The 24,087-nt window shown below is 57.6% G+C and carries 15 protein-coding genes; 7 read left to right on the top strand and 8 right to left on the bottom strand.

The genetic code is table 11. The features are described from left to right. Positions 1-17 precede the first annotated feature (17 nt). From P4L78_RS05800 to P4L78_RS05790, 3 genes are all read left to right on the top strand, one after another. Positions 18-2,300, top strand: a complete 2,283-nt coding sequence (locus P4L78_RS05800; RefSeq protein ID WP_309327242.1) for a DUF1631 family protein — start codon at positions 18-20, stop codon at positions 2,298-2,300. A gap of 117 nt (positions 2,301-2,417) precedes the next feature. Next, positions 2,418-4,334 (top strand): ATP-binding cassette domain-containing protein, encoded by a 1,917-nt coding sequence (locus P4L78_RS05795; RefSeq protein ID WP_283149445.1) that lies wholly within the window; start codon positions 2,418-2,420, stop codon positions 4,332-4,334. 168 nt (positions 4,335-4,502) lie between these two features. Next, positions 4,503-6,521, top strand: coding sequence for a DUF6600 domain-containing protein (locus P4L78_RS05790; RefSeq protein WP_309327241.1), 2,019 nt, complete (start codon positions 4,503-4,505; stop codon positions 6,519-6,521). Between the two features lie 26 nt (positions 6,522-6,547). On the opposite strand, the gene P4L78_RS05785 is transcribed toward P4L78_RS05790, so the two are convergent. The 7 genes from P4L78_RS05785 to P4L78_RS05755 form a co-directional block, all read right to left on the bottom strand. Beyond that, on the bottom strand, positions 6,548-7,444 hold the full coding sequence (locus P4L78_RS05785) for a DMT family transporter (RefSeq protein ID WP_309327240.1): 897 nt from the start codon (positions 7,442-7,444) through the stop codon (positions 6,548-6,550). 148 nt (positions 7,445-7,592) lie between these two features. Next, positions 7,593-10,265, bottom strand: a complete 2,673-nt coding sequence (gene adhE, locus P4L78_RS05780; RefSeq protein ID WP_283149442.1) for a bifunctional acetaldehyde-CoA/alcohol dehydrogenase — start codon at positions 10,263-10,265, stop codon at positions 7,593-7,595. A 419-nt stretch (positions 10,266-10,684) separates the two neighbouring features. Next, positions 10,685-12,892, bottom strand: coding sequence for a xanthine dehydrogenase family protein molybdopterin-binding subunit (locus P4L78_RS05775; RefSeq protein WP_309327239.1), 2,208 nt, complete (start codon positions 12,890-12,892; stop codon positions 10,685-10,687). Positions 12,893-12,902: 10 nt separating this feature from the next. Continuing rightward, the gene (locus P4L78_RS05770; RefSeq protein ID WP_309327238.1) at positions 12,903-13,886 is read right to left on the bottom strand and encodes a xanthine dehydrogenase family protein subunit M; all 984 of its coding nucleotides are present in this window, start codon (positions 13,884-13,886) and stop codon (positions 12,903-12,905) included. After that, positions 13,883-14,548 (bottom strand): aldehyde dehydrogenase iron-sulfur subunit PaoA, encoded by a 666-nt coding sequence (gene paoA / locus P4L78_RS05765; protein ID WP_309327237.1) that lies wholly within the window; start codon positions 14,546-14,548, stop codon positions 13,883-13,885. The genes P4L78_RS05770 and paoA overlap by 4 nt, the downstream gene beginning before the upstream one ends. Then, positions 14,545-15,237 (bottom strand): nucleotidyltransferase family protein, encoded by a 693-nt coding sequence (locus tag P4L78_RS05760; protein ID WP_309327236.1) that lies wholly within the window; start codon positions 15,235-15,237, stop codon positions 14,545-14,547. Before P4L78_RS05760 ends, paoA begins: the two co-directional genes overlap by 4 nt. Then, positions 15,234-16,373, bottom strand: coding sequence for an XdhC family protein (locus tag P4L78_RS05755; RefSeq protein ID WP_309327235.1), 1,140 nt, complete (start codon positions 16,371-16,373; stop codon positions 15,234-15,236). The genes P4L78_RS05760 and P4L78_RS05755 overlap by 4 nt, the downstream gene beginning before the upstream one ends. Positions 16,374-16,612: 239 nt before the next feature. Here P4L78_RS05755 and P4L78_RS05750 point away from each other — a divergent pair, with 239 nt between their 5' ends. The 4 genes from P4L78_RS05750 (at position 16,613) to P4L78_RS05735 (ending at position 21,800) form a co-directional block, all read left to right on the top strand. Next, a complete protein-coding gene (locus P4L78_RS05750) occupies positions 16,613-18,280 on the top strand; it encodes a VRR-NUC domain-containing protein (RefSeq protein WP_309327234.1) in 1,668 nt (555 codons plus the stop codon). Continuing rightward, complete coding sequence (locus tag P4L78_RS05745) at positions 18,277-20,583, top strand: ATP-dependent DNA helicase (RefSeq protein ID WP_309327233.1); 2,307 nt, start codon at positions 18,277-18,279, stop codon at positions 20,581-20,583. Before P4L78_RS05750 ends, P4L78_RS05745 begins: the two co-directional genes overlap by 4 nt. Positions 20,584-20,684: 101 nt before the next feature. Beyond that, positions 20,685-21,239, top strand: a complete 555-nt coding sequence (locus P4L78_RS05740) for a helix-turn-helix domain-containing protein (protein ID WP_283149434.1) — start codon at positions 20,685-20,687, stop codon at positions 21,237-21,239. Between the two features lie 33 nt (positions 21,240-21,272). Next, positions 21,273-21,800 (top strand): GNAT family N-acetyltransferase, encoded by a 528-nt coding sequence (locus tag P4L78_RS05735; RefSeq protein WP_309327232.1) that lies wholly within the window; start codon positions 21,273-21,275, stop codon positions 21,798-21,800. A gap of 103 nt (positions 21,801-21,903) precedes the next feature. Here the strand turns inward: P4L78_RS05735 and egtB are convergent, their stop codons facing one another. Then, the gene (egtB, locus tag P4L78_RS05730; RefSeq protein ID WP_309327231.1) at positions 21,904-24,054 is read right to left on the bottom strand and encodes an ergothioneine biosynthesis protein EgtB; all 2,151 of its coding nucleotides are present in this window, start codon (positions 24,052-24,054) and stop codon (positions 21,904-21,906) included. Positions 24,055-24,087 lie beyond the last annotated feature (33 nt).

Below are 24,087 nucleotides of genomic sequence, written 5' to 3'. Positions count from 1 at the left end.
GTATTCGGAGTGCCCCAATGAATTCCGCCCGCGAGGCCCGGACTACCAATGTTCCCAATAACGACACGCTGGTCGCGTGCCGTGACATGGCATTGCGTCTGCTCTCGCAATCGATGGATGGGTTCTTCACGCAGCTGGAAGAAACTTTCTTCACGCTGGCAGAAAACACGCATGACATGAAATTGCGTGACACCTATTATGCGGCGCGTGCTGAGTCTCAAGCCAAGCGCACGGTGATCCTGTCGGCGTTCCGGCAGCAGTTTCTGGAAACATTTGCCCAACGCATGGAAGGCAAGGGCGGCAATAGCGGCTTCTTCAAGGTTAGCCATTCCCCGGCAGAATTGAGCCTGGTGGCCAACGACGACTACGAAGAAAGCCTGACCGCTACCGGTGTCGCCAATTCGCTCAAGAACATGGGCGGTGACACGCTGCAGCAACTGGAGCAGCGTCTGGCACGGCTTATGCCGCTCAGCGATGACGCTTCCGCCTCCAATCCACTTAGCCCGGACGTGATTTGCGAAGCCGTAATGGCCGCCTGCCGGGTCTTTGAAAGTGGCATTGGCGCTCGTCTGGCCGCCATGAAGGCGTTTGAAACGTCGCTTTCCGGCCAGATCACCCAGGTTTATCAGGATCTGAACCAGTTCCTGATTCAGAAAAACGTACATCCAGCGCCGCCGCGTGTAGCCAATCGCTATCGCGGCCCAGCCAGCCAGAACCAACAGAGTTCACAGGAACAAAGCCAGTCCGCCGACGGCAACTTTACCGGCGCTGGTTATGCCCCTGAACAATACCCCGGCGCCTATGGCAACGCCCAGCAAGGGCAGGCACCGTATGGCAGCGCAGGTTATGGCCAGCAACAGCAGCCGGGCTATGCCATCACGCCCGAGCTGGTTGCCCACTTGCAGCAACTGGCTGCCGGCAATATGCAAGCCCAGGCCCGCACTTCGCTGCGCCCGGACTGGTTCAGCTTCCTGAACAATCTGCAGCGCGATCCACCCAATGCCGGAATGGCTCCCGGCGGACAGCCAGAAAACCTGCTGAGCGTATTGCGTTCAACCCGCTGGGTGAATGAGCTTAACCGCGTTGATACCATGACTTTCGATCTGGTATCCATGCTGTTCGACCGCCTGTTTGAAGATCCGCGGCTGCCCAATGCGGCCAAGAGCCTGCTGGCGCGACTGCAGATTCCGGTGCTGAAAGTGTCGATGCTGGATGGCAGCTTCTTTGCCCGCAAATCGCACCCAGCACGGCAATTGATCGACTTGGTAGAAGACGCCTTCCTCGACTGGGATGGCGAACCCGACGAAACCGATCCGAAATTTGCCAAATTCAGTGATGTGGTTGCCTGGGTAACCACGCACTTTGAAGATGAAGTTGGCGTGTTTGACACCGCCCTGGCCGATATCAAGCGCTTCCTGGCTGAAGAAGCCCTGGAAGTCGAACAAAAAGCCAGCGCCGCCGCCGACGACCTGTTGCAAACCGAGGTTGCGGAAATCGCCAACGCCACCGCGTCGTCATTGGTGCAAGCCAAACTGGCCCGCGCCGGTGAGGTACCGCAACTGGTGACCGATTTCCTGCAGCAATGGTGGGCGCCCGCCATGGCCAAAGCATGGGGCCCGAACGGCGAGGCCGATCCGGTATTTGCCCAGCGCCAGAAATCGCTAGACGATTTGCTGTGGAGCCTGCAAGCCAAGCGCGGCCCGGAAGAACGCCTGCAACTGGTAAACTTGCTGCCAGGCATGCTCAAGGTGCTGGAGAAGGGCGTTACCGATGTCGGCATGGATCAAACCGAATCGCGCGCATTTTTCTCTGAGCTGGTGAATTGCCACGCTTCTGCCATTCGCACCGGTCTACGCCAGTCGGCTATGGGTGTGCCGCCGGTTGAAACCGCTTTGCCAGCACCTTCTGCGCCGCAAGCTGTGGGCGCCAGCGTGTCCATGCATCCGGTGCCACATGCGGTCGAAGCACAGCAATTGCCTACACTGGAAACCATCGAGATCGAAGCTGCGCCTGCAGTGGCACAAGTGGCTGCCGAGGCAGAAACGATCACCAATGATTTCCTGCCAGCCCGTGGTGAATGGGTGCTGTGGCAAGCCGATACTGGCGAAGAGCGTCGTTTGCGCTTGTCGTGGATCAGCCCGCTGGGCACACGCTATTTATTCACCAACCGGCAAGGCGAGAACGGCTTGGCATTGACTCGCGCTGACCTGGAAACACACCTGGAAAGTGGCCGCCTGCAACGACTGCAGCGCGATGGCTCCGCGACCGAGCGCGCACTGAACCAGTTGCTCGCTGCCTGATTTTCGGCGGTTCCGTTCATCCAAAGCCCGATCCATTCGGGCTTTGTCTATTCTGGCCCGCACCACGCACTGCAACATCGCCCGCGTGGCAGGCCGACCATCTGATAAAATGCCGCAATGATACGACTTAAATCCCTGACCTTACGGCGCGGCACCAAAGTTCTGCTGAATCGCGCCGACCTTACCCTTTATCCCGGCAGCAAAGTGGGCATCGTTGGCGCCAATGGCGCCGGTAAATCGAGCTTCTTTGGCTTGCTGCGCGGTGAATTGCATCCGGACGCCGGTGATCTGGAAATGCCGCCACGCGCCACCATCGGCCACGTTGCCCAGGAAACACCCGCACTGTCGTGTTCCGCGCTGGATTACGTGCTGGATGGTGACGCCGAATTGCGCGAAGTGCAGCATCTGCTGGAGCACGATACTGAAGACGGCCTGCGCCACGGCGAATTACTGGCCAAGCTCGATGCCATTGATGGCTACACCGCTCATTCCCGCGCATCCAAGCTGCTGGCCGGTCTGGGTTTCTCGCAAGATGAAATGACCAAGTCGGTTTCGGAATTCTCCGGCGGCTGGCGTATGCGGCTGAACCTGGCACAAGCGCTGATGTGCCGCTCCGACGTTCTGCTGCTCGACGAACCAACCAACCACCTGGACCTGGAAACCGTGGTCTGGCTGGAAAACTGGTTGCGCAGCTATCAAGGCATGTTGCTGGTGATCTCGCATGATCGCGACTTCCTCGATGCCACCATCAACGCCATCTTGCATGTGGGCGACGGCGCATTGACGCTGTACACCGGCGACTACGCCGACTTTGAAAATCAGCGCGCGCAGAAGCTTTCGCAGCAACAACAAGCCTTCGACAAACAGCAGCGCGAAATCGCCCACTTGCAAGGGTTTGTGGACCGCTTTAAGGCCAAGGCATCCAAAGCTCGCCAGGCGCAGAGCCGGGTCAAGGCGCTGGAACGGATGGAGAAGATTGCCGCCGCGCACGTGGATTCGCCATTTACCTTTACCTTCCGTGAACCCGAATCCAGCCCCAATCCGCTGGTGCGCGTGGAAAACGGCAGTGCCGGTTACGATATCGCCTCGCCGATTTTGTCCGAGTTGAACCTGAGCCTGGAAAACACGGCTCGCCTGGGTTTGCTGGGCGTGAACGGCGCAGGTAAGTCGACGTTTATCAAAACCCTGGCGGCAGATCGCGATCTGTTGAGTGGCGAGCGTATCGAAGGCAAGGGCCTGAAGATCGGTTATTTTGCCCAGCATCAGGTGGATGAACTGCGGCTGGATGAATCGCCGCTGTGGCACATGCAAAAGCTCGACCCGAAAACCCGCGAGCAAGAGCTGCGTAATTATCTGGGCGGTTTTGACTTCCGTGGCGACATGGCTTCTACGCCGGTTGGCCCGTTCTCCGGTGGCGAAAAAGCCCGTCTGGCGCTGGCCTTGCTGATCTGGCAAAAGCCCAATCTGCTATTGCTGGATGAGCCAACCAACCACCTGGACATCGAGATGCGGCAAGCGCTGACCCTGGCGCTGCAGGATTTTGAAGGTGCAATCATTGTGGTTTCGCACGATCGCCACTTGTTGCGAGCGACGGTTGATAACTTCTGGCTGATCGAAAACGGCACTGTACGGCCGTTTGACGGCGACCTGGATGATTACACGCGTTACAGCCAGGAAGTGCGTGCGGCCCAACAGGCCGGCGCCAACGAAGCCGCTACCCCTGCCAGCAACGAGCCGAAGGTTGATCGGAAAGCGCAGAAGCGAGCCGAGGCGGAAGCACGGCAACGTTTGGCCAATCAGCGTAAACCAGTCGAGCAAAAGCTGGCCAAGCTGGAAAAGCAACTCGCCACCCTTAACACCGAGAATGACGAACTGACCGTCAAATTGGGCGCTGAAGATCTGTACGAAGCCGCCAACAAAGACAAGCTGCAAGCGGCTTTGCTGCGCAAGGCGGATATCAAGGCACAGATCGACGAGATTGAACTGACCTGGCTAGACCTGACCGCACAACTGGACGAAATGATGGCTGAGTAACAACAGACGTCAAAACATTCTGTGCAACATTGCGGCGACTTGAGTAATCAGGTCGCCGCAGTCACATTCGGTTGCACAACTGTGAACTTGCTTACCGCATCCATATCAACGCAACCCCGCCAGAACCGTTAATTGACTATATCCAGGCAATTAAAAAAGGGGCTGGCAATGACCAAACTACAACGTCTGCTGCACGAATTTGTTCTGCTCGCCAGTTTACTGGTCAGCGCCGCTTGGGCCGATGATCCGCCATCACAAGTTGCCCGTCTGAGTGCGGTCGAAGGCTCGGTAACGTTCGCTCCGGCAGGCAGCAACGAATGGGCCTACGCCCCAATCAATCGCCCAATGACCACTGGCGACCAGTTGTGGGTGGATAAAGCCGGTCGCGCCGAACTGCACCTGGGGTCTACTGCTTTGCGCCTGGGCGACCAGACCAGCTTGTCTTTTCTGGCGCTGGATGATCAGAACACCCAACTCAAAATAACCCAAGGCACGCTGAATCTGCGTGTACGCACGTTGCTCAGCGGCCAGCAAGTTGAAGTCGATACGCCCAACCTGGCATTCGTGGTGAACGGCGCTGGGGATTATCGACTGGATATTGACCCGAACAGCAATACCACGCGAGTGACGGTCTGGCATGGCAATGGCAGCGCGCTGGGCAGCGCCAACAATAGCTTCTCGTTGCATGATGGTGACCAGATTACCTGGTCCGGTACCGATTTACAGGAACAGTCTGCCATTGCAGGTCCGGGCGAGGATGAGTTTGATCGCTGGGCGCTGGCCCGCGACCAACGAGAAGACAATTCGGTCTCCGCGCATTATGTTTCGCGTGAAGTAACCGGCTACGAAGCGCTGGACGACAATGGCTCCTGGCAGACAGTGCCGCAATACGGTGCGGTGTGGGTGCCACGGACAACCATTGTCGGCTGGGCGCCTTATCACTACGGTCATTGGGTCTGGATCGCGCCCTGGGGCTGGACCTGGGTGGACGATGCACCGTGGGGGTTCGCGCCTTTCCATTATGGTCGCTGGGCTTATCTGGGCAGTAGCTGGTGCTGGGTGCCTGGCCCGGTACATCCGCATCCGGTGTACGCACCAGCGTTGGTGGCGTTTGCCGGCGGTAATGCTTTCTCACTGCATGTCTCAGTAAATAGCGGCCCCGGTGTGGCCTGGTTTCCGCTGGGGCCGGGAGAAGTCTATCGACCTGCTTATGGCAGTAGCGCCAACTACATCACCAACATTAATCGTACAACCGTGGTTAACAACACGGTGATCAACAACGTGACCGTCAATAAAGCGGTGTACGTAAACCAGAACGCGCCCAATGCGATTACCGGCATGGCTGCAAGCGCGTTTGTAAAAGGTCAGCCGGTGCAAGGCGCTGCGGCGACAATCAAACCACAGCAACTAGGTCAGGCCCAGTTTGAAAGCGCGCCCCGTATTGCGCCAGTCAACCAGAGCCTGGTTGGTTCGGCCAAACCCGCACCTGCGTTCAGCGGCGGCAATTTCAACAGGCCAGTCATCAGCACCCGCACACCACCACAGCCATTTGCCGCGCACGATGAACTGGCAGGGCGGTTCGCCGCGCATGGTCAAGCTGTTCCAGGTGCAGGCGCACCGCTGACTCAAGTGCGACCCGCGGCAGTACAGCCCCAAGTCAACGTGGTTCACACGGCGATGCCGCGCGCAGCCGCACCGGTTCCTGTTAACGGCAACAGCCAGAGCAGTGGTAATCAGCCCAAACCGGTGGCACAACCGGTGCGCGTGCCGCAAGGACAATCACCAAAAATTGCTCCGCAACCTGATACTCGCGAGATAAACGCCAACGCTGTGCCGCACCCGCCAGCCGGGCGCGCGCCACAACAGGGGTGGCAACAAAATACTGGGCGGAACATGGAGCCCCGCGCAAATCCGCCGATTGCTCCGCATTATGAAAATGCGCCCAACCAGGCACGCGGTCAGCCTGAGTCGGGGCAACAGCTTGCGCCACAGCGTCCGGCGACCATGGAACAGCAACCGGCGAACTACAACCGGAGCGTGCCCGCGCAGAATTTTGCGCCGCAAAAGACGCAGAACAGATCGCAACCCACTCAGTACCCACACGCCCACAACCCACCGACCGGACATCCGGAGCACCAGCACAAACCAGATGAACAGCATCAACAGAAGGACGAGCAAGCTCGTTGAGGCAGGATGACCGGCTGGCGTCGCTATCAGTTGCGTGGCGACGCCAGATAGACCCCGAGCATGGTCAGAGCGATACCCGCCAGCATGAAAGCAGACAATTCATCGCCAAAACACAGCCAGGCAATAACGGCGGTGGTGGGCGGTACCAGAAAAAACAATCCAGATACCTGGCCAGCCTCGCCATGACGCAGTAGCCATAACAGAATGCCAATGGCGCCGATGGATACCACAACAACCACCCACAGTAGCGAGAAAATGAACTGCCCATTCCAGTGGATAGAGCCACTCTCGAACAAGGCAGCAAGCGGCAACAGGATCAGCAACGACACCGCACACTGAATGATCGACGTTGCCACCACATCTACGCCGTTACAAAACCGTTTCTGATAGACCGTTCCCAGGCTGATGCTTACCAGCGCGACAAAGGCCAGCGCGACGCCAAGGCCAGTCACATTGCCGTGCCCCAGCTTGTTCTGGATCACCATAAATACACCGGCAACGCCCAGCGCTAGCCCGATCCACTGCAGGCGGTTGCGTCTTTCGCGCAGCACCAATCCGGCGAAGATACTGACTATAACCGGTTGCAATCCGGCAATCAGCGCCACCATGCCTGCTGACAAACCGGTGTGCATAGCCATAAACACGCAAGTGAAATAGCCGGTCTGCACCAGAAGTCCAGCCAGTGCGGTATGGATAAGCAATTGATTTCGCGGCCAGGTAACGCGCAAGAACGGCGCGGCGGGCAGCATGATCGCCAATACGGCAGCAAAACGGGCCACCAGAAAATGCAAAGGAGGCGCCCACGGCATGCCGAATTTGGCGCCGACAAAACCACTACTCCAAAGCAGCACAAACAAGGCGGGGGCGATCCGGGCAAAGCGATGGGTAGTCACAAACCAGTCATTCAAAGGCGGGCGGGGCATTGATCGTATCAAGACTGTCGGCAAACGCTAATGGTTTTGCCGTCAACAAGACACAAACGAAACAACTGTGAGCTGGTTTGCGTAAAACGCGGACATAAAAAAGGCCCCGACTAATGTCGGAGCCTTTGATTTCAGCACAACGGACAAATTACTTGGCAGCTGCCTTGGCCGATGCTTGTGCCTTGGCGACCACTTCTTCCACCACGGTTTGATCACGCTCGTAGGCCTCTACATAAGCGCGGCCGTAGTAGCTGTCCAGCAGCAGTTGCTTGAGTTCGGCGATCAGCGGATAGCGCGGGTTGGCGCCAGTACACTGGTCATCAAACGCTTCTTCTGCCACGGTTTCGAGCTTGGACAGGAAGATATCTTCCGGCACACCGGCAGCCTGAATGGAGGCCGGAATACCCAGCGTCTTCTTCATGCCATCAATCCACTCGATCAGTGCTTCGACCTTTTCGTCGTCATTCTTGCCTTTCAGGCCAAGATGTTCGGCGACATCGGCGTAACGGCACTTGGCCATCGGACGATCGTACTGACTGAATGCAGCTTGCTTGGTCGGGATATCCACCGAGTTGTAACGCACCACGTTCGAGATCAGCAACGCGTTGGCCAGACCGTGGGCCAGACCAAACTCGGCACCAATCTTATGAGCCATGGAGTGACACACGCCAAGGAAAGCATTGGCAAAAGCGATACCGGCGATGGTGGCTGCGTTGTGCACAGCTTCGCGTGCTTTCGGGTCTTGCGAGCCGTTGATGTACGACGAAGGCAGATACTTTTGCAACAGCTTCAGCGCTTGCAGGGCTTGCGCATCCGAGTACTCGTTTGCCATCACCGAAACATAAGCTTCCAGTGCGTGAGTTACCGCATCGATGCCACCAAAAGCGGTCAAGCTCTTGGGCATGTCCATGACCAGATTGGCGTCAATAATGGCCATGTTCGGGGTGAGTTCGTAATCGGCAATCGGATACTTCATGCCGGTTTTTTCGTCAGTAACCACTGCGAATGGTGTGACTTCAGAACCCGTACCGGATGTGGTCGGAATCGCTACCAGTTCAGCCTTGGTGCCCATTTTCGGGAACTTGTAGATGCGTTTACGGATATCCATAAAGCGCAGCGCCAGGTCTTCGAAGTGGACTTCAGGATGTTCGTACATCACCCACATGATCTTGGCGGCATCCATCGGGCTACCACCACCCAATGCAATGATGACGTCCGGCTTGAACGTGTTCAGGGCATGCACGCCTTTACGCACCACTTCAAGGGTTGGATCGGCTTCAACTTCATAAAACACTTCAACTTCCATGCCCATCTGCTTGAGAATACGGATGGTTTCGTCCGCATAGCCGTTGTTGAACAGATACGGGCCGGTCACGATAGATGCACGTTTTTTGCCAGACAAATCTTCCAGGGCAAATGGCAAGCAACCACGACGGAAGTAGATGTTCTTCGGCACTTTGTGCCACAGCATGTTTTCAGCCCTCTTGGCCACGGTCTTCTTGTTGATCAAGTGCTTCGGACCAACGTTTTCCGAGATCGAGTTACCACCCCACGAACCGCAGCCCAGCGTGAGCGAAGGTGCCAGTTTGAAGTTGTACAAGTCGCCGATACCACCTTGCGAAGACGGGGTGTTGATCAAGATACGGGCGGTCTTCATCTTGTCGCCAAAGTAGGCAATGCGATCGCCCTGCAAGTCCTGGTCGGTATACAGCGCAGAGGTGTGACCAATCCCGCCCAAGGCAACCAGGGCTTCAGCCTTGGTTACAGCGTCGTGGAAATCTTTGGCGCGATACATGGCCAGCGTTGGCGACAGTTTTTCATGGGCAAACGCTTCTTCTTCGCCCACCGATGCAACTTCACCAATCAGCACCTTGGTATAAGGCGGGACCTTGATGCCAGCCATATCGGCAATCTTCAAAGCCGATTGACCAACAATGCCAGCGTTCAGACCGCCATCAATCAAGATAACCTTGCGCACGGCTTCGGTTTCTTTCTTGTTGAGGATATAACCACCCGCTTTGGAGAAACGCTCTTTCGCGGCTTCGTAGACTTCATCAACAATGATGACGGACTGCTCGGATGCACAAACCACACCATTATCGAACGTCTTGGACATCAAGATAGATGCCACCATGCGCTTGATATCGGCGGTTTCGTCGACCACAACCGGAGTATTACCAGCACCCACCCCAATGGCTGGCTTGCCCGAAGAGTAGGCGGCCTTCACCATGCCAGGACCGCCGGTCGCCAGAATCAGATTAACGTCTTTGTGATGCATCAGTTGATTGGAAAGCTCAACTGTCGGAGCGTCGATCCAGCCAATGATGTCTTTCGGTGCACCAGCGGCAACTGCAGCCTCCAGCACCAGACGAGCGGCTTCACACGTGGCTTTTTTGGCACGCGGGTGTGGGCTGAAGATGATGCCGTTACGGGTTTTGAGAGAAATCAACGCCTTGAAAATGGCGGTAGAGGTGGGGTTTGTGGTCGGCACAATCCCGCAAATGATGCCGATAGGCTCGGCAATGGTCATGGTGCCGTAGACATCATCCACCGACAGCACGCCGCAGGTTTTCTCGTCTTTGTAAGCGTTGTAGATATATTCAGAGGCAAAGTGGTTTTTGATCACTTTGTCTTCCAGCACACCCATGCCGGTTTCGGCCACTGCCATCTTGGCTAGCGGGATACGCGCATCGGCCACGGCCAATGCAGCGCAGCGGAAAATTTCGTCAACTTGTTCCTGGCTGTAAGTGGCAAACCGTTGCTGAGCCTGTTTGACCCGTGCAACCAGTTCGTTGAGTTCCTGAAGATTGGATACTGCCATTGTGGATCTCCTGAAGTGAAATTCTCTGCAGCAATAATGCGCCGATATGCGAAATGCATGCTGCCAACTATTTACGGGCCTTTGTATTGAATAGTGGCAAACCGCAGGTTCAGCCACCCCAGACCGACAAATAGTCAAATTGAGATATACGATAACGTCATTAGGACAATGGGAAGTTGATTTCGCTCAGAAGTTTCCTGGTTAATTATCGTTTTGGCAGCCAGACGCAACCCATGACTCGGGGCGAGATTTATACTGGTCAGTTTTGCTGAAAAACCGTGATGGCAGGCGGGGAGAAATACAGGGGAATGCGCAGCAGAAATAGCGCGGGGCAGAGTATTCACTCGTGCCCCTGCTGGCCGCAATGGAAAGAGTTGGGCTTTTGTGCAGCGCAATACCGTTATATGTGACGAATGCAGTCAGGCCTGCCTGGGGAGCCCGCCCAACACCTTGTCCAGAGTGATCGGGTAATCGCGCACCCGCACCCCGCACGCGTTATAGATGGCGTTGGCCACGGCGGCACCCGCGCCACAGATACCCAATTCACCAATCCCCTTGATCTTGAGCGGATTGGCCTTGTCATCCACCTCGGGCAAGAACACCACTTCCAGCGCTGGAACGTCCGCATGGGTTGCCACGTGATACTCGGCCAGATCATGGTTTGCAAACAGGCCAAGCTGGTCATCTACAACCAGCTCCTCAGTCAGCGCCGCGCCAATGCCAAAGGTCATTCCGCCTAAAGCCTGCGAGTGGGCCATTTTCTGATTGAGGATGCGGCCAGCGGCAAACACCGACAGCATGCGGCGCATACGGATTTCACCGGTATCCATATCCACGCCCACCTCGACAAAGTGGGCGCCGTAGGCCTGCTGTGAATATTTTTTAGCCAGATCACCAGGCTGGATATCGCCATTGGCCTGTACACCATCCGACCCGGCCAGAGCCGCTAGCGACTTGCTTTGCTGTCCGTTACTGATCTGGCCATTTGCAAAAATGGCCGTGGCCGCATCGAACCCGGCCAGCACGGCCAGTTTGCTGCGCAACGCGTCACACGCGACATACAAACCCGAACCGGCACTGGCCGCACCAAATGAGCCACCAGAACCGGCCGCGGCCGGAAACTCCGTATCACCCAACAACATTCTGACCCGCTCTGGCGCAACGCCGAGCATTTCGGCCGCGATCTGGGTAAACACTGTGTAACTACCGGTGCCGATATCGGTCATGCCCATTTTTACAGTGACGATGCCGCTACCATCAATGGACACCTGGGCATGCGAAGGGCGCAAAAAATTGCTGCGTATCGCCGCAGCCATACCCATACCCACCAGCCAGCGACCGTCGCGCTGCTGTGCGGGCCGAGCCGAACGCCGCGCCCAGTCAAAACGGCGAGCACCTTCATCCATGCACGGCACCAGTTGCCGCACCGAATAGGGCACGTGTTTTTCCGGGTCTTCGGCGGGTTCGTTGCGACGACGCAATTCAACAGGATCAAGCTGCAGCTTTTCGGCCAATTCATCCATGGCGCACTCGATGGCCAGCAAACCCACGGCCTCGCCAGGCGCGCGCATGGACGAAGCAACTGGCAGATCCAGCGTACTCAGGCGATGCGCCGTTTTGCGATTTGCTGCAGCGTAAAGCGAGCGTGTTTGCGCGGCTGCGGATTCAAAAAATTCCTCGCCTGAGGTATTGCCGCTCCAGCTTTCATGCGCAATCGCCTGCAAATGACCATCTCGATCTGCGCCCAGCCGAATGCGCTGGATGGTGGCGGTACGGTGGGTGGTTGCATGAAAAACCTGTGGGCGCGTCAGCGCCACTTTTACCGGTAGCTGCAGCTTGCGGGCCGCCGCCGCAGCCAGGATAACGTCCGCCTGGATTTGCAACTTACTGCCAAAGCCGCCACCAATATAACGGCCGATCACCCGCACTTGTGCCGGTGGCATTTGCAGGGTTTTGGCGACAGTGTCTTGCGCCTGGGTCAACATCTGGTTGGAGGTATACAGCGTGAGATGATCGCCATGCCAGACCGCAAGCGTTGCGTGCGGCTCCATCATCGCGTGCGACTGATGCGGCGTGGTGTAGGTCTCATCCAGCTGAACGGCCGCGGCGGCAAATGCGCTATCAAACTGACCTTGAGTGCTATCCGCTGGCTGAATGCCGGGCTTGGGCATACGCGCTTGGGACAGTGCCTTGGCAAGGTCATATACGCCAGCCTCTTGCTGATAAACCGGCTGCACCAACGCCGCTGCTGCGCGGGTACGCTCAAAGCTATCTGCCACCACAAACGCGACCGGTTGGCCGTAATGGGTGATCTTTTCATCAACCAGTTGCGGCGAGCTTTCCTTGCTCTTGGGAGCTTGATCCAGCATGTTTTTATACGTCAGTACCAGCTTGACCCCGGGCGCACGTTCGGCGGCGCGGGTGTTGATGTCGCTGATCCGGCCCTTGCTGATGCCTGAGCCCACTACATACCCATACAGTGGCTGACCCGCGTCGGCGTATTCATAAGCGTAGGTCGCTCTACCAGTTACCTTGAGACGACCATCCACGCGATCCAGCGGCTTGCCGATCAACCCTTGGCGGTTGTCGTCAATGGGGTTATGCGGGGCAGGGCTGGACATTTCCATGGACGGCTCCTCAGGCGCGCTGGCTGGCAGCGAGCACCGCTTGCAGGGTGCGGCGGGTCAAATCGATTTTGAAGTTGTTATGGCCATGACCAGTTGCACCCGCCAGGACCGCGTCGGCCGCACGATCAGCACTCACTGCAGTACCAGGCGCCTCGTGCAACGCTTGTTCTGCCGCCGGCACCCGCCAGGGCTGCGGGGCGAGGCCGCCAAACGCCAGTCGTGCACTATTGATCTGATCGCCGCTGCGCTCTATCACCGCCGCCACCGACACCAAGGCAAATGCATATGAAGCGCGGTCGCGTACTTTACGATAAAGGTGCACACCACGAACGGGCGGCGGCAAGGCCACCGAAGTGATCAATTCGCCAGCTTGCAGATTGTTCTCCAGGTGCGGGGTGTTACCCGGCAAGCGATAAAAATCGGCGATCGGGATCACCCGGCGTTTGCCCTCGCCATTCATTGTTTCGATTTGCGCATCCAGCACCCGCATGGCCACGGCCATATCGGACGGATGGACCGCAATACACTGATCACTCGCGCCGACGATGGCATGCATCCGGTTAAACCCCAGCAACGCAGAGCAGCCCGACCCCGGATCGCGCTTATTGCAGGGTAAACCTGGCGTGTAAAAGTAATAACAACGCGTGCGCTGGAGTAGATTGCCGCCGGTGGTGGCCATATTGCGCAGCTGGCCAGAGGCGCCAGCCAGCAGCGCCCGGCTCAGTACAGCGTAATCGCGGCGAATGCGTGTATCCGCGGCCAGATCACTATTGCGGACCATGGCGCCAATGCGCAGGCCGCCTTGTTCCGTGGGTTCAATCCGGTTGAGTGGCAAGTGCGTGATATCAATCAAGTGCTGCGGTTTTTCAATTTGCAGTTTCATCAGATCCAGCAGATTGGTGCCACCCGCGATGAACTTGGTGTTGCTGTTGCCAGCTGCGGCGCGCGCAGCGGCGGCTTCGTCGGTGGCACGCTCGTAGGTAAACGGAATCATGAGTGCTCTCCCGCAGCATCCTGAATGGCGGCGACGATATTGGGGTAGGCCGAACAGCGACAGATATTCCCGCTCATACGCTCGCGAATCTCCAGCGCGGTGAGTCGCGGTTGCGCGGTTAGATCAGCACTGACATGACTAGGCATGCCGCTGCGGACCTCATTGAGCATGCCCAGCGCAGAGCAAATCTGGCCCGAGGTGCAATAACCGCACTGAAAGCCATCGTGCTCAATGAACGCCTGTTGCAGCGGATGAAGTTGATCGCCGTGCGCCACACCTTCGATGGTGGTGATTTCGTCGTCGGTATGCATCACCGCCAACGTCAGACAACTGTTGATACGCCGTCCGTTAACCAGCACCGTACAGGCGCCGCACTGACCGTGATCGCAGCCTTTCTTGGTTCCGGTCAGATGTAGATGTTCCCGCAGCGCATCCAGCAAGGTGGTACGCGTATCCAGCGAGACATCCATCCGATGGCCGTTGATCGACAAGCGCACTGGCATGGCCGGCGGCGTGGGCACAGCAGGGTCACCAGCTGCCTGCGCCGCCTGTGCTGGCGTTAACTGCAATGCGCCGGGCACGCCCAATGACGCGAACGCAGCGCCTGCCTTAAGCAGCGAGCGACGGCCAGGGTCGGTGTTTTTTGGGGAAAATGCGCTCATCGAATCATCCCTTCATGCCCATTGACGTAGCTGCGCTGGATTGATGCAGACGGCGTATCCGCATTGAGTGTCGTACGCTCGTCATAACGCGCCAGATCAGCCAGAGTATCAATATCCAGATGAATGCCCGAATCATTCACCGGCACGTACTGCGCCAGATGCGCATCCTGCTCGATCAATGCTCGCGCGCCAGTGTCACCCTGCAAGCCAGCCAGCTGCCCGAAATAGTGATGAGCAAATCCCACCGGGTGGCCACGCTTGCCGTTATACGTGGGGAGCACCAGTGCGCCGCCGTTCGCCAGTCGCCGCGCCACCAGCCGGATGGTAGATGGCTCAATGAAGGGCATATCAGCCAGCGCAATCACCCAGCCAGCGGCGTTGTGCGTGTTGCGAATGGCAAAGGCCAGGCTCTCGCCGATACCCAAATGGGCGTTCTCGCATTCCAGTACGTGCAATCCGGCCGCTTGCAGTAACGACTTCAACAGCACGCGCTGGGGTGACACCACGGCGACCGACCAAGGCAAGGCATCAATCAGGTTGAGCGCGCTTCTGATGCCCACGCGACTCCCATCCGCCAACGCATGCAATAACTTGGGCGAACCAAAGCGACTGGATGCACCTGCCGCCAGCAGCAAACCGACAATGCGTTGTTGATTGGCTGGCTGCCAACGTGGATCGCTTAGACTCATGCGGTAGTTTCCATGGTCATGGGCGAGTGAATCGCGCCGGAGCGACGCAGCAACATGCCGCCATCGCGCCCGCTGATCGCGGCTTTGATTTCGGCCAGTATCGCCAAGGCGACCTCTTGCGGATTGTCCGCGCCGATATCCAGCCCCACCGGGTAATGCAAAACACCCGCGTCGATCAGCGTCCGCGCCTTGCTGCGCGCACCAATCTCATCGAGCATGCGTTCGGTACGACTGCGCGGGCCGAGCTGGCCGATATAACGGGGCTGAACTTCCAGTAGTTGTTCCAGCAGGCGTTGATCTTGTTCATAACTGTGGGTCATCAGCACCACCACGCTTTGCCGGGTAACCCCGCAATCGGGCAGCGCATCATCCAGATCGGCCACGATGACTTGATCCGCCATCGGAAAGCGATCCGCCCGGGCGAAATGTGAGCGCCCATCCGCCACCGTGACATGCCAGCCCAAGTCGTGGGCCATTTGCGCGAGTGGCACAGCGTCCAGCCCTGCGCCAAAGATCACAAGTTGTGGTGGAGGGACGATGACTTCCAGGAAAAATTCAACCTCGCCGCCATCTACAAAGTACGCGTACTGGCGGGAAGAGCCGGTTGTGAGCGCTTGTGCCAGATCGGCAAACACCCGGATTTGCAGATTGCGGTCGGACAATTCACCCACCTGCGTGCCATCCGCCGTGATAAACAACCGCTGTCCGACATCAACGCTGCCGATGCCGGTTCGGGCAATTACCACTGCGCAGGCGGCCGGGCGGCGCAGTTCGGCCACCTGGCGTAACCAATGAAGTTGTGGGGAGTGTTTATCTACGTGCTCCAGCAAGATGTTGATTGCGCCATTGCAACCCAAGCCAAATGCCCATTGCGCCTCTGCGCCCGCGCCGGTGTCGTAACGACAAACTACCGGTGCGCCGCCGGAGGTCAGCCACCATGCCTTGCGCACAATTTCGCTTTCGAGGCAGCCACCACTGACAGTGCCGGCATGCTGACCATCGGCACACACCAACATACGGGCGCCTGGCCGACGATAGGCAGAGTTTTCCACCTTTACCACCGTCGCCAGCACCACTTCTTCGCCTCGCGCCAGCGCGTTATCAATGGCCTGCACAACCCCGGGAACAGTATTCACGGCGCAACCCCTGCAAATGAGCGCACTCACCGGTGTACCCAACAGCTTTACTCTGTGCTTTTACGGTGGCTGCTTGCTGTAATCCCGCTACGGGGCTTGTTGTAGGTTGATTCCCACGGGTGCAACCAGGTGCTTGCGCTCGTCGGTTGCGACGGCAATCCAAGCCCATGTTTTATGCCTTTCTGCTACCATCCAGAACGTTCGTTCTAAATGCCGTCGTAGCACCAACAAGGGTTGAAATGAATGCAGTTGTTTTTCCAGCGGCCAAACGCACACTTGATGATCCGTTCTATTACCTGAGCAATTTCAAACGAGTTCTGGACTGGATCGATACGCGTTATGCCGACCTGCTTGAGGCGGATGAACTCGCCTTTTTGCAGCAATTTGCGCAACTACCCCAATCCGCCCAAGCGCTATTGGTGCGGATGGTGATGCGCAAAGGCACGTTGTTTCGCCGCAGCAAACTGCGTTATCCAGAAATAGGCTGCATAGATACGGCCATTGCCGCTTTGCTGGCGCAGGGCTGGGCGAAAAGGCAATCCGAACTGGATGCTTCCCAGCTATTCGGCCTGTTCATCAAAACCGAACTCACTCCATTAACTCGCCAGGCGCCCGCCAATCTGGCCCGCAAAGACCAGCTTCGCGACTGGGCCATGGCAAATGTGCCCGCTGCGCAATCCTTGGCCGCATGGGGCCTCGCGATTGAGGACGATGTGTACCAGCTGCAAGTCGATGCCTTCTGCGAGCGTTTGCGTTTGATGTTTTTTGGCAATTTGCGGCAAGACTGGTCCGAGTTCGTGCTGGCTGACCTGGGCATCTACAGCTATGAGGCAGTCGAAATTTCCCTGCAGAGCCGGGCATTTCAAACCCGCAAAGAAGTGGATCTTTATCTGCAGTTGGCGCAATGCCGTGAACAACTGGAAGAGGGCGCCGCACCAGCGGATATCTTGCGAGAACTGGCCACACTCAGCAGTGACAATCCGTGGATTGAGCGCCGTCGTTGCAAACTGGTTTTCCAGATTGCACAACAACTGGAGCGCGCAGGAGCATTGCATGAGGCATTGCGGCTATACGGCGAATGCGATTACCCAGGCGCACGCCATCGTGCCGTACGCGTACTGGAAAAACTCGGGCAACCCGCCGCAGCCTGGCATCTGGCCGAGCAAGCATTGAGCGCGCCGGAAAGCGAAGCAGAGCTGCAGCAATTGCAAAGGATGCAGCCACGGCTACAACGTGCACTGGGATTGGCTCGACCCAAAGTCGCCCCGCCAACGGCAGTGGAAACACTGAATCTGGCACTCGCGCAAATTCCGGGGGCATCCGTTGAGTGCGTGGTGCGTGATCACTTGAGCACTACCGAAGCGCCGGTTTTTTATGTTGAGAACATCCTGCTGAATGGCTTGTTTGCGTTGTTATGCTGGCCCGCCATTTTTCATCCCATGCCGGGCGCGTTTTTTCATCCATTTCATCACAGCCCAGCCGACCTCAACAGCCCCGATTTTTACCCGCGTCGTGCCGAACAATTTGCGGTGTGCCTGGCTGAACTGAATAGCGGCAGCTATCGGCAAACCATACTTCAACGCTTTGCCCAAAAATTTGGCATCCAGTCCAGCTTTGTTGCCTGGTCGTGGCTTGATCAATCGCTACTCGAACTGGCCTTGGCCTGCATTCCGGCTACGCATTTGCGCAGCATATTCGAACGCATCCTGGCCGATATCCCGGCCAACCGCGCCGGCTTGCCCGACCTGATCCGCTTCTGGCCCGCCACCCGGAGCTACCAACTCATTGAAGTGAAAGGGCCGGGCGATCGATTGCAGGACAACCAGGTACGCTGGCTCAGTTACTTTGCGCAGCACGACATTCCAGTCGCCGTTTGTTATGTGACATGGGCAGAAGGCGCCCAATGACCTACACGGTTGCAGTGCGTGAGTTGTGCGAGTTCGTCGCCAAACAAGGGGATCTGGATTTGCGTTTTACCCCGGCACCCACCGCACAGGAGGGCATCGCCGGCCACAACACGGTGACTGCACGGCGTAGCGCGGGCTACCAAAAAGAAATCGCCCTGAGTGGTACCTACCAGCAACTGCTGGTGCGGGGGCGGGCGGATGGCTACGACCCGACACGCAATCAACTGGAAGAAATCAAAACGTTTCGTGGCGACCTGGCGCGCATGCCGGAGAACCACCGCCATTTGCATTGGGCGCAGGTGAAGATTTATGGCTGGTTGCTATGCCAGCAATTGCAGCTTTCCGAGCTGAATGTGTCGCTGGTTTATTTTGATATCGTCACCCAGAAAGAAACGCTGGAATGCGAAAGTCACAGTGCATTGGCGCTGCAATCTTTCTTTGAGCAGCACTGCAGCACATTTCTGACGTGGGCAGAGCAAGAACTGGCGCATCAGCAAACGCGCAATCAAGCGCTCCAGGTACTTGGTTTTCCGCATCCCGCATTCAGAGCGGGGCAGCGTGTACTGGCGGAAAACGTATACAAGGCGGCCCATACCGGGCGCTGCCTGATGGCTCAAGCACCGACCGGCATCGGCAAAACCATGGGAACGTTGTTTCCGCAGCTGAAAGCGGTTGGCGCGAACAAACTCGACAAAGTGTTTTATCTGGCGGCCAAAACATCGGGCCGGGCGCTGGCGCGCGAAGCTATCGGCAAACTAGGTCACGCCAATCCAGGCTTGCCCCTGCGCACATTGGAGATGGTGGCACGAGACAAAACCTGCGAGCACCCGGACAAAGCCTGCCATGGCGAATCATGTCCGCTGGCCAAAGGTTTTTATGATCGGCTACCCGCAGCGCGCCAGGCCGCACTGACGCTAACGCAAATGGATCAACCCAGCCTGCGCGAAACCGCTTTGGCGCACCAGGTTTGCCCGTATTACCTGAGTCAGGAAATGGCGCGCTGGGCCGACGTAGTGATTGGAGATTACAACTATTACTTTGACGCCAGCGCCTTGCTGCACGGCCTGAGCGTTACCAATCAATGGCAAACCGGCGTACTGGTAGATGAGGCCCACAACCTGCTCGAGCGCGCCCGCAGCATGTATAGCGCGCAACTGGAGCAAACCAGCCTCAAGGCTTTGCGCAAAACGGCGCCGGCATCGCTCAAAGCGCCGCTGGAGCGGGTTAACCGCTTATGGAGCGCGCTGGTACGCGAGCAAACCGAGCCCTATGCCGTTCACTGCGCGCCACCGGACAAGCTACTGCTTGCCCTGCAAAATTTGATTGGAGAAATCACCGAGCATTTAACCGAGCAGCCCGCTGGATTGAGCCCACAACTGCAGAGTTTCTATTTCGATGCCATGCAGTTCTGCCGTATCGCCGAAACCTTCGGTGATCACTCTCTGTTTGATATCACCCGTCGCGTTGCCCAGGGTAAACCGGCCACCACGCTGTGTTTGCGCAATGTGGTGCCCGCGCCGTTTTTGCAGCCCCGCTTTGCGGCCAGTCAGACCACCGTTTTGTTTTCAGCCACGCTGAGTCCGGCCGGGTTCTATGCCGATACCTTGGGCCTGTCGCCGGATACCGCCTGGGTGGACGTGCCGTCACCGTTTACGGCAGATCAATTGTCGGTCAACCTGGTCGAGCAAATTTCCACCCGCTTTCAGAACCGCGCAGCTTCGGTGGCGCCGATTGTGGCGTTGATTGGGCAGCAATACGCCAGACAACCGGGCAATTACCTCGCATTTTTCAGCAGCTTCGAATACCTGCAACAAGTGGCCAGTGCGTTGGCGCTACATCATCCGGCCATCCCGCAATGGGTACAGCAAAGACAGATGAGCGAACCCGAACGCGCACAGTTTCTGGCGCAGTTCACTGTTGATGGGCGAGGAATCGGCCTGGCCGTATTGGGTGGCGCGTTTGCCGAAGGGATTGATCTACCCGGCAATCGCTTGATCGGTGCGTTCGTGGCTACGCTTGGCCTGCCACAAGTGAATCCGGTCAACGAGCAAATCCGCCAGCGCATGACCGCCATTTTTGGCGATGGTTATGACTACACCTATCTTTATCCGGGCCTGCAAAAGGTAGTGCAAGCGGCTGGGCGGGTGATTCGCACTCAGCAAGATCGCGGGATTATCTATCTGATTGATGACCGCTTTGGCTGGCCAAAGGTACGCCGCTTGCTGCCGGATTGGTGGCACATCAACACCGCTGCATCAGCGGCGCGCGCCCTTGAGCCGCAGCCAGCCGGGCAGGGAGATTAACCCAAGCCATGTCCGTCTCTGACCGTTAGCTGTTCGCGCTTTGACATTTTTGTCCAATATAATGCAAAATTAATCCAGTATATTGGATTTTGAGGTGCGCGATGGATATCAATACCCGTATTGCTGCCCGGGTCAGCGGCCTGCGCAAAGCCCGCAATATGTCACTGGATGCGTTGGCCAGCAGCAGCGACGTCAGCCGCTCGATGATCTCGCTGATTGAGCGCGGGCAGAGCAATGCCACCGCCGTGGTGCTGGAAAAACTCGCGGTGGCTTTGGGGGTGACGCTGGCCAGCCTGTTTGAAGATCAACCTGCTACGCCCGCGCCGTTAATTCGCCGCCACGAACAACCGGAATGGCGCGATCCGCAGTCTGGCTATCTGCGCCGCAATATCTCACCACCCGGCGTGCAATCGCCAATCCAGATTGTTGAGGTGATTTTTCCTGCCGGTGCCCGTGTGGCTTATGAGAGCAGCACGCGCGAGCCGCGAGTGCATCAGCAAATCTGGCTACTGAAAGGGCGGATCGACGTCACCGTGGGCGAGGAGGTCTACGCCATGTCTACCGGGGATTGCCTGGCTTTCGAACTCAAGCAGGCCACCGCCTTTTTCAACCCACACCACGAAGACGCGCATTACGCCGTGGTCATCAGCAACTGATTTTTCATGCCCCTGGATAACGTGAGCAGAACAATGTCCCCAAACTTTACTATTTCCCGCGCTACGAACCTGGAACAGGCCGAGGTTATAGCCGGGCTCGGCCGTTTGCTGGTCGATTGCGTCGAAGGGGGCGCCTCGGTGAGTTTCATGTTGCCGATCGATCAGACTCATGCCGAAGCATTCTGGCGCAAGCTCGCCCCGGATGTGGCCTCTGGCAAACGCATTTTGCTGTTGGCACGCGATGAGCAAAATAGGATCGTTGGCACGGTGCAAGCTGTGCTTGATCAGCCAGAAAACCAGCCGCACCGGGCTGATATCGCCAAACTACTGGTCCACCGCAGCGCGCGCAAGGCGGGCGTCGGCGCAGCGCTCGTCCAAGAGATCGAACGTGCAAGCGCGCAGGCACAAAAGACACTATTGGTGCTCGATACGGTTACCGGCGGCGATGCGGAGCGGCTCTACAAACGACTGGATTGGCAGATTTGCGGCGAGATACCCGGCTATGCATTGATGCCGGATGGCGCTCTGTGCGGCACCACGGTGTTCTACAAAAACTTGTGATAACCACGCAACCGATTGATATATCGGCATATCAGTTCTGAGAACGACAACGCCCAGCTAATGCCGGGCGTTGTCGTATGGAGTCGCAATGACCGCGTAAAAGTCAGTGCGCTGCGGACACCTTCAAGGTAAAAATCGCAAAACGGGGTTCATCGCTTACCCAGTGATGCACCACCGACCAGCCCGCTTGCGCGACCAGATCAGCAAACGATGTCGGCGTGAACTTGTATGAATTCTCGGTATGCAAGCGCTCGCCTGCGCGGAAGGCAAAAGTATGGCCAGCCGCGTTTACGATCTGGTCAATCCGGCTCACCAAATGCATCTCCATGCGGCTGTGCCGCTCGTTCCACAGCGCAAGATGGTCAAATGCATCCAGATCAAAATCGCCATTCAGTTCGGTATTGATGCGCCGTAGCAGGTTCTTGTTAAAGCGCGCCGTCACGCCCTGGCGATCGTTATACGCCTGGTGCAGCGTGGCTTCATCCTTGGCCAGATCAGCGCCGATAATCATCAGCGCATCTTCACCTAACAACCGACGCACCGAACGCAACAAAGTAACGGCTTCTTGTGGACTGAAGTTGCCAATGGTGGAGCCAGGAAAGAAGCCAATCTTGCGGCAGTCATGGGCTGCGTCTGGCAATTCGATGGCGCGAGTGAAGTCTTCTGCCAGCGGGGCAATCGTTAGCCGCGGGTAGTTCTTGTTCATGCGCGTGATTGCGCCTGCCAGTGCGTCTTCGCTGATATCAATTGGCACATACAGCTTGATTTGCGGCGCAGCATCCAGCACCAGCCGGGTTTTATGGCTGGCGCCGCTGCCAAATTCGACCAGCGCGGCATTGGCCGGAATATCTGCCGCCACCTCGCGCGCCACGCTTTCCAGCAGGGCGGTTTCCGTGCGGGTGAGGTAGTACTCGGGCGTATCACAGATGGCCTCGAACAAGTCGGAGCCGACCGCATCGTAGAAATACTTGGGCGAGAGGTTTTTCTCCCGCGCAGACAGTCCCGCCACCACGTCGGCAGCAAATGCATTGTTCTGGTCTACATGCGCGCCAACGTCGCGCGCCAGACGCAAACCGGAAAACATCCAGCGCTGTTCCGGGCGGAAGAAATTGCGGTAAGTGGGGCGGGCATGGCCCGGCGGCGTAATGCTGGCGCCACCACGCAAGACCATTTGGCTGACCATGAACTTGCCGTTGTATTCGCCAACGGCGCTACTGGAGGGGCGAAAGCCCGGATAGGCGCTGTACGCGCTTTGTGTCCACTGCCAGGCCACGTCGTCGATCTGTTCGAGATCACCACTACAGGCAGCCAGCTCCCATTCCGCTTCGGTCGGTAGACGGGCATCGGCCCAATGGGCAAAGGCAGCGGCTTCGTAGTAGCTCAGGTGAGTCACCGGTGCATCAGGCTCAATGGGACGCATGCCCGCCAGCGTCATTTGCTGCCAGTGTTGTCCGGCCCGTTCCCAATAAAGTGGCGCTTGCCAGCCTTCGTTCTGCACCAGCGTCCAGCCATCAGACAGCCAATACTCGGCACGACTGTAGCCGCCATCCGCCATAAAGGTCAGCCATTCATCGTTGGTGACCAAGCGATCGCTAATCTCAAATGGTTGTAGCCAGACCGAATGCCGCGGTGTTTCGTTATCAAAGGCAAAGCCATCGGTAGCGGCACCCAGTTCGACCTTGCCGCCTGCCAGACGCTTGAAATGCCCACGTCGCCCCGGCGCATTGCCCGGCCAGTCTTCATCGTAGGCTGGCTTCAAACGGGACATACCGAACAGATGCAGGATATCCATCAGCAACAATTCCTGGTGCTGCTCTTCATGGGCCAGCCCCAGTTCGACCAGCTCCGTCACCGTCCCGGATTGATCGGATTGCAACAGCTCAGTCATGTATTCATCGACATGACTGCGATAGTCGAGCACCTGAGTGAGCGTGGGCCGTGTCAACAAACCCCGTTGCGGGCGCGGCTGACGGGGTCCGAGCGCCTCGTAATAGGAGTTGAACAGATAGCCAAACTGCGGATTAAACAGCGGATAGTCAGGCAGCAGCGCCGACAGCAGGAAAGTCTCGAAAAACCATGTGGTATGCGCCAGATGCCATTTACCCGGACTGGCGTCGGGCATGGATTGAACCACCATATCTTCGGCGTCCAATGGGGCAACCAGGGCCAACGTGCGAGCGCGCACGGCCAGATAACGGTCCTGCAAACTTTCACAGGCCGCTTCGCTCAGTGCCGGTTCTATCTCGGGATTCATCTGTTTAACCTCACTCCAGTAATACAGGCGATG

The sequence above is a fragment of the Silvimonas sp. genome (assembly GCF_031291215.1).
Lineage (GTDB): Bacteria > Pseudomonadota > Gammaproteobacteria > Burkholderiales > Chitinibacteraceae > Silvimonas > Silvimonas soli.
The sequence above is the reverse complement of the archived record's forward strand: the minus strand, read 5'-3'. Positions and strand labels throughout refer to the sequence as shown.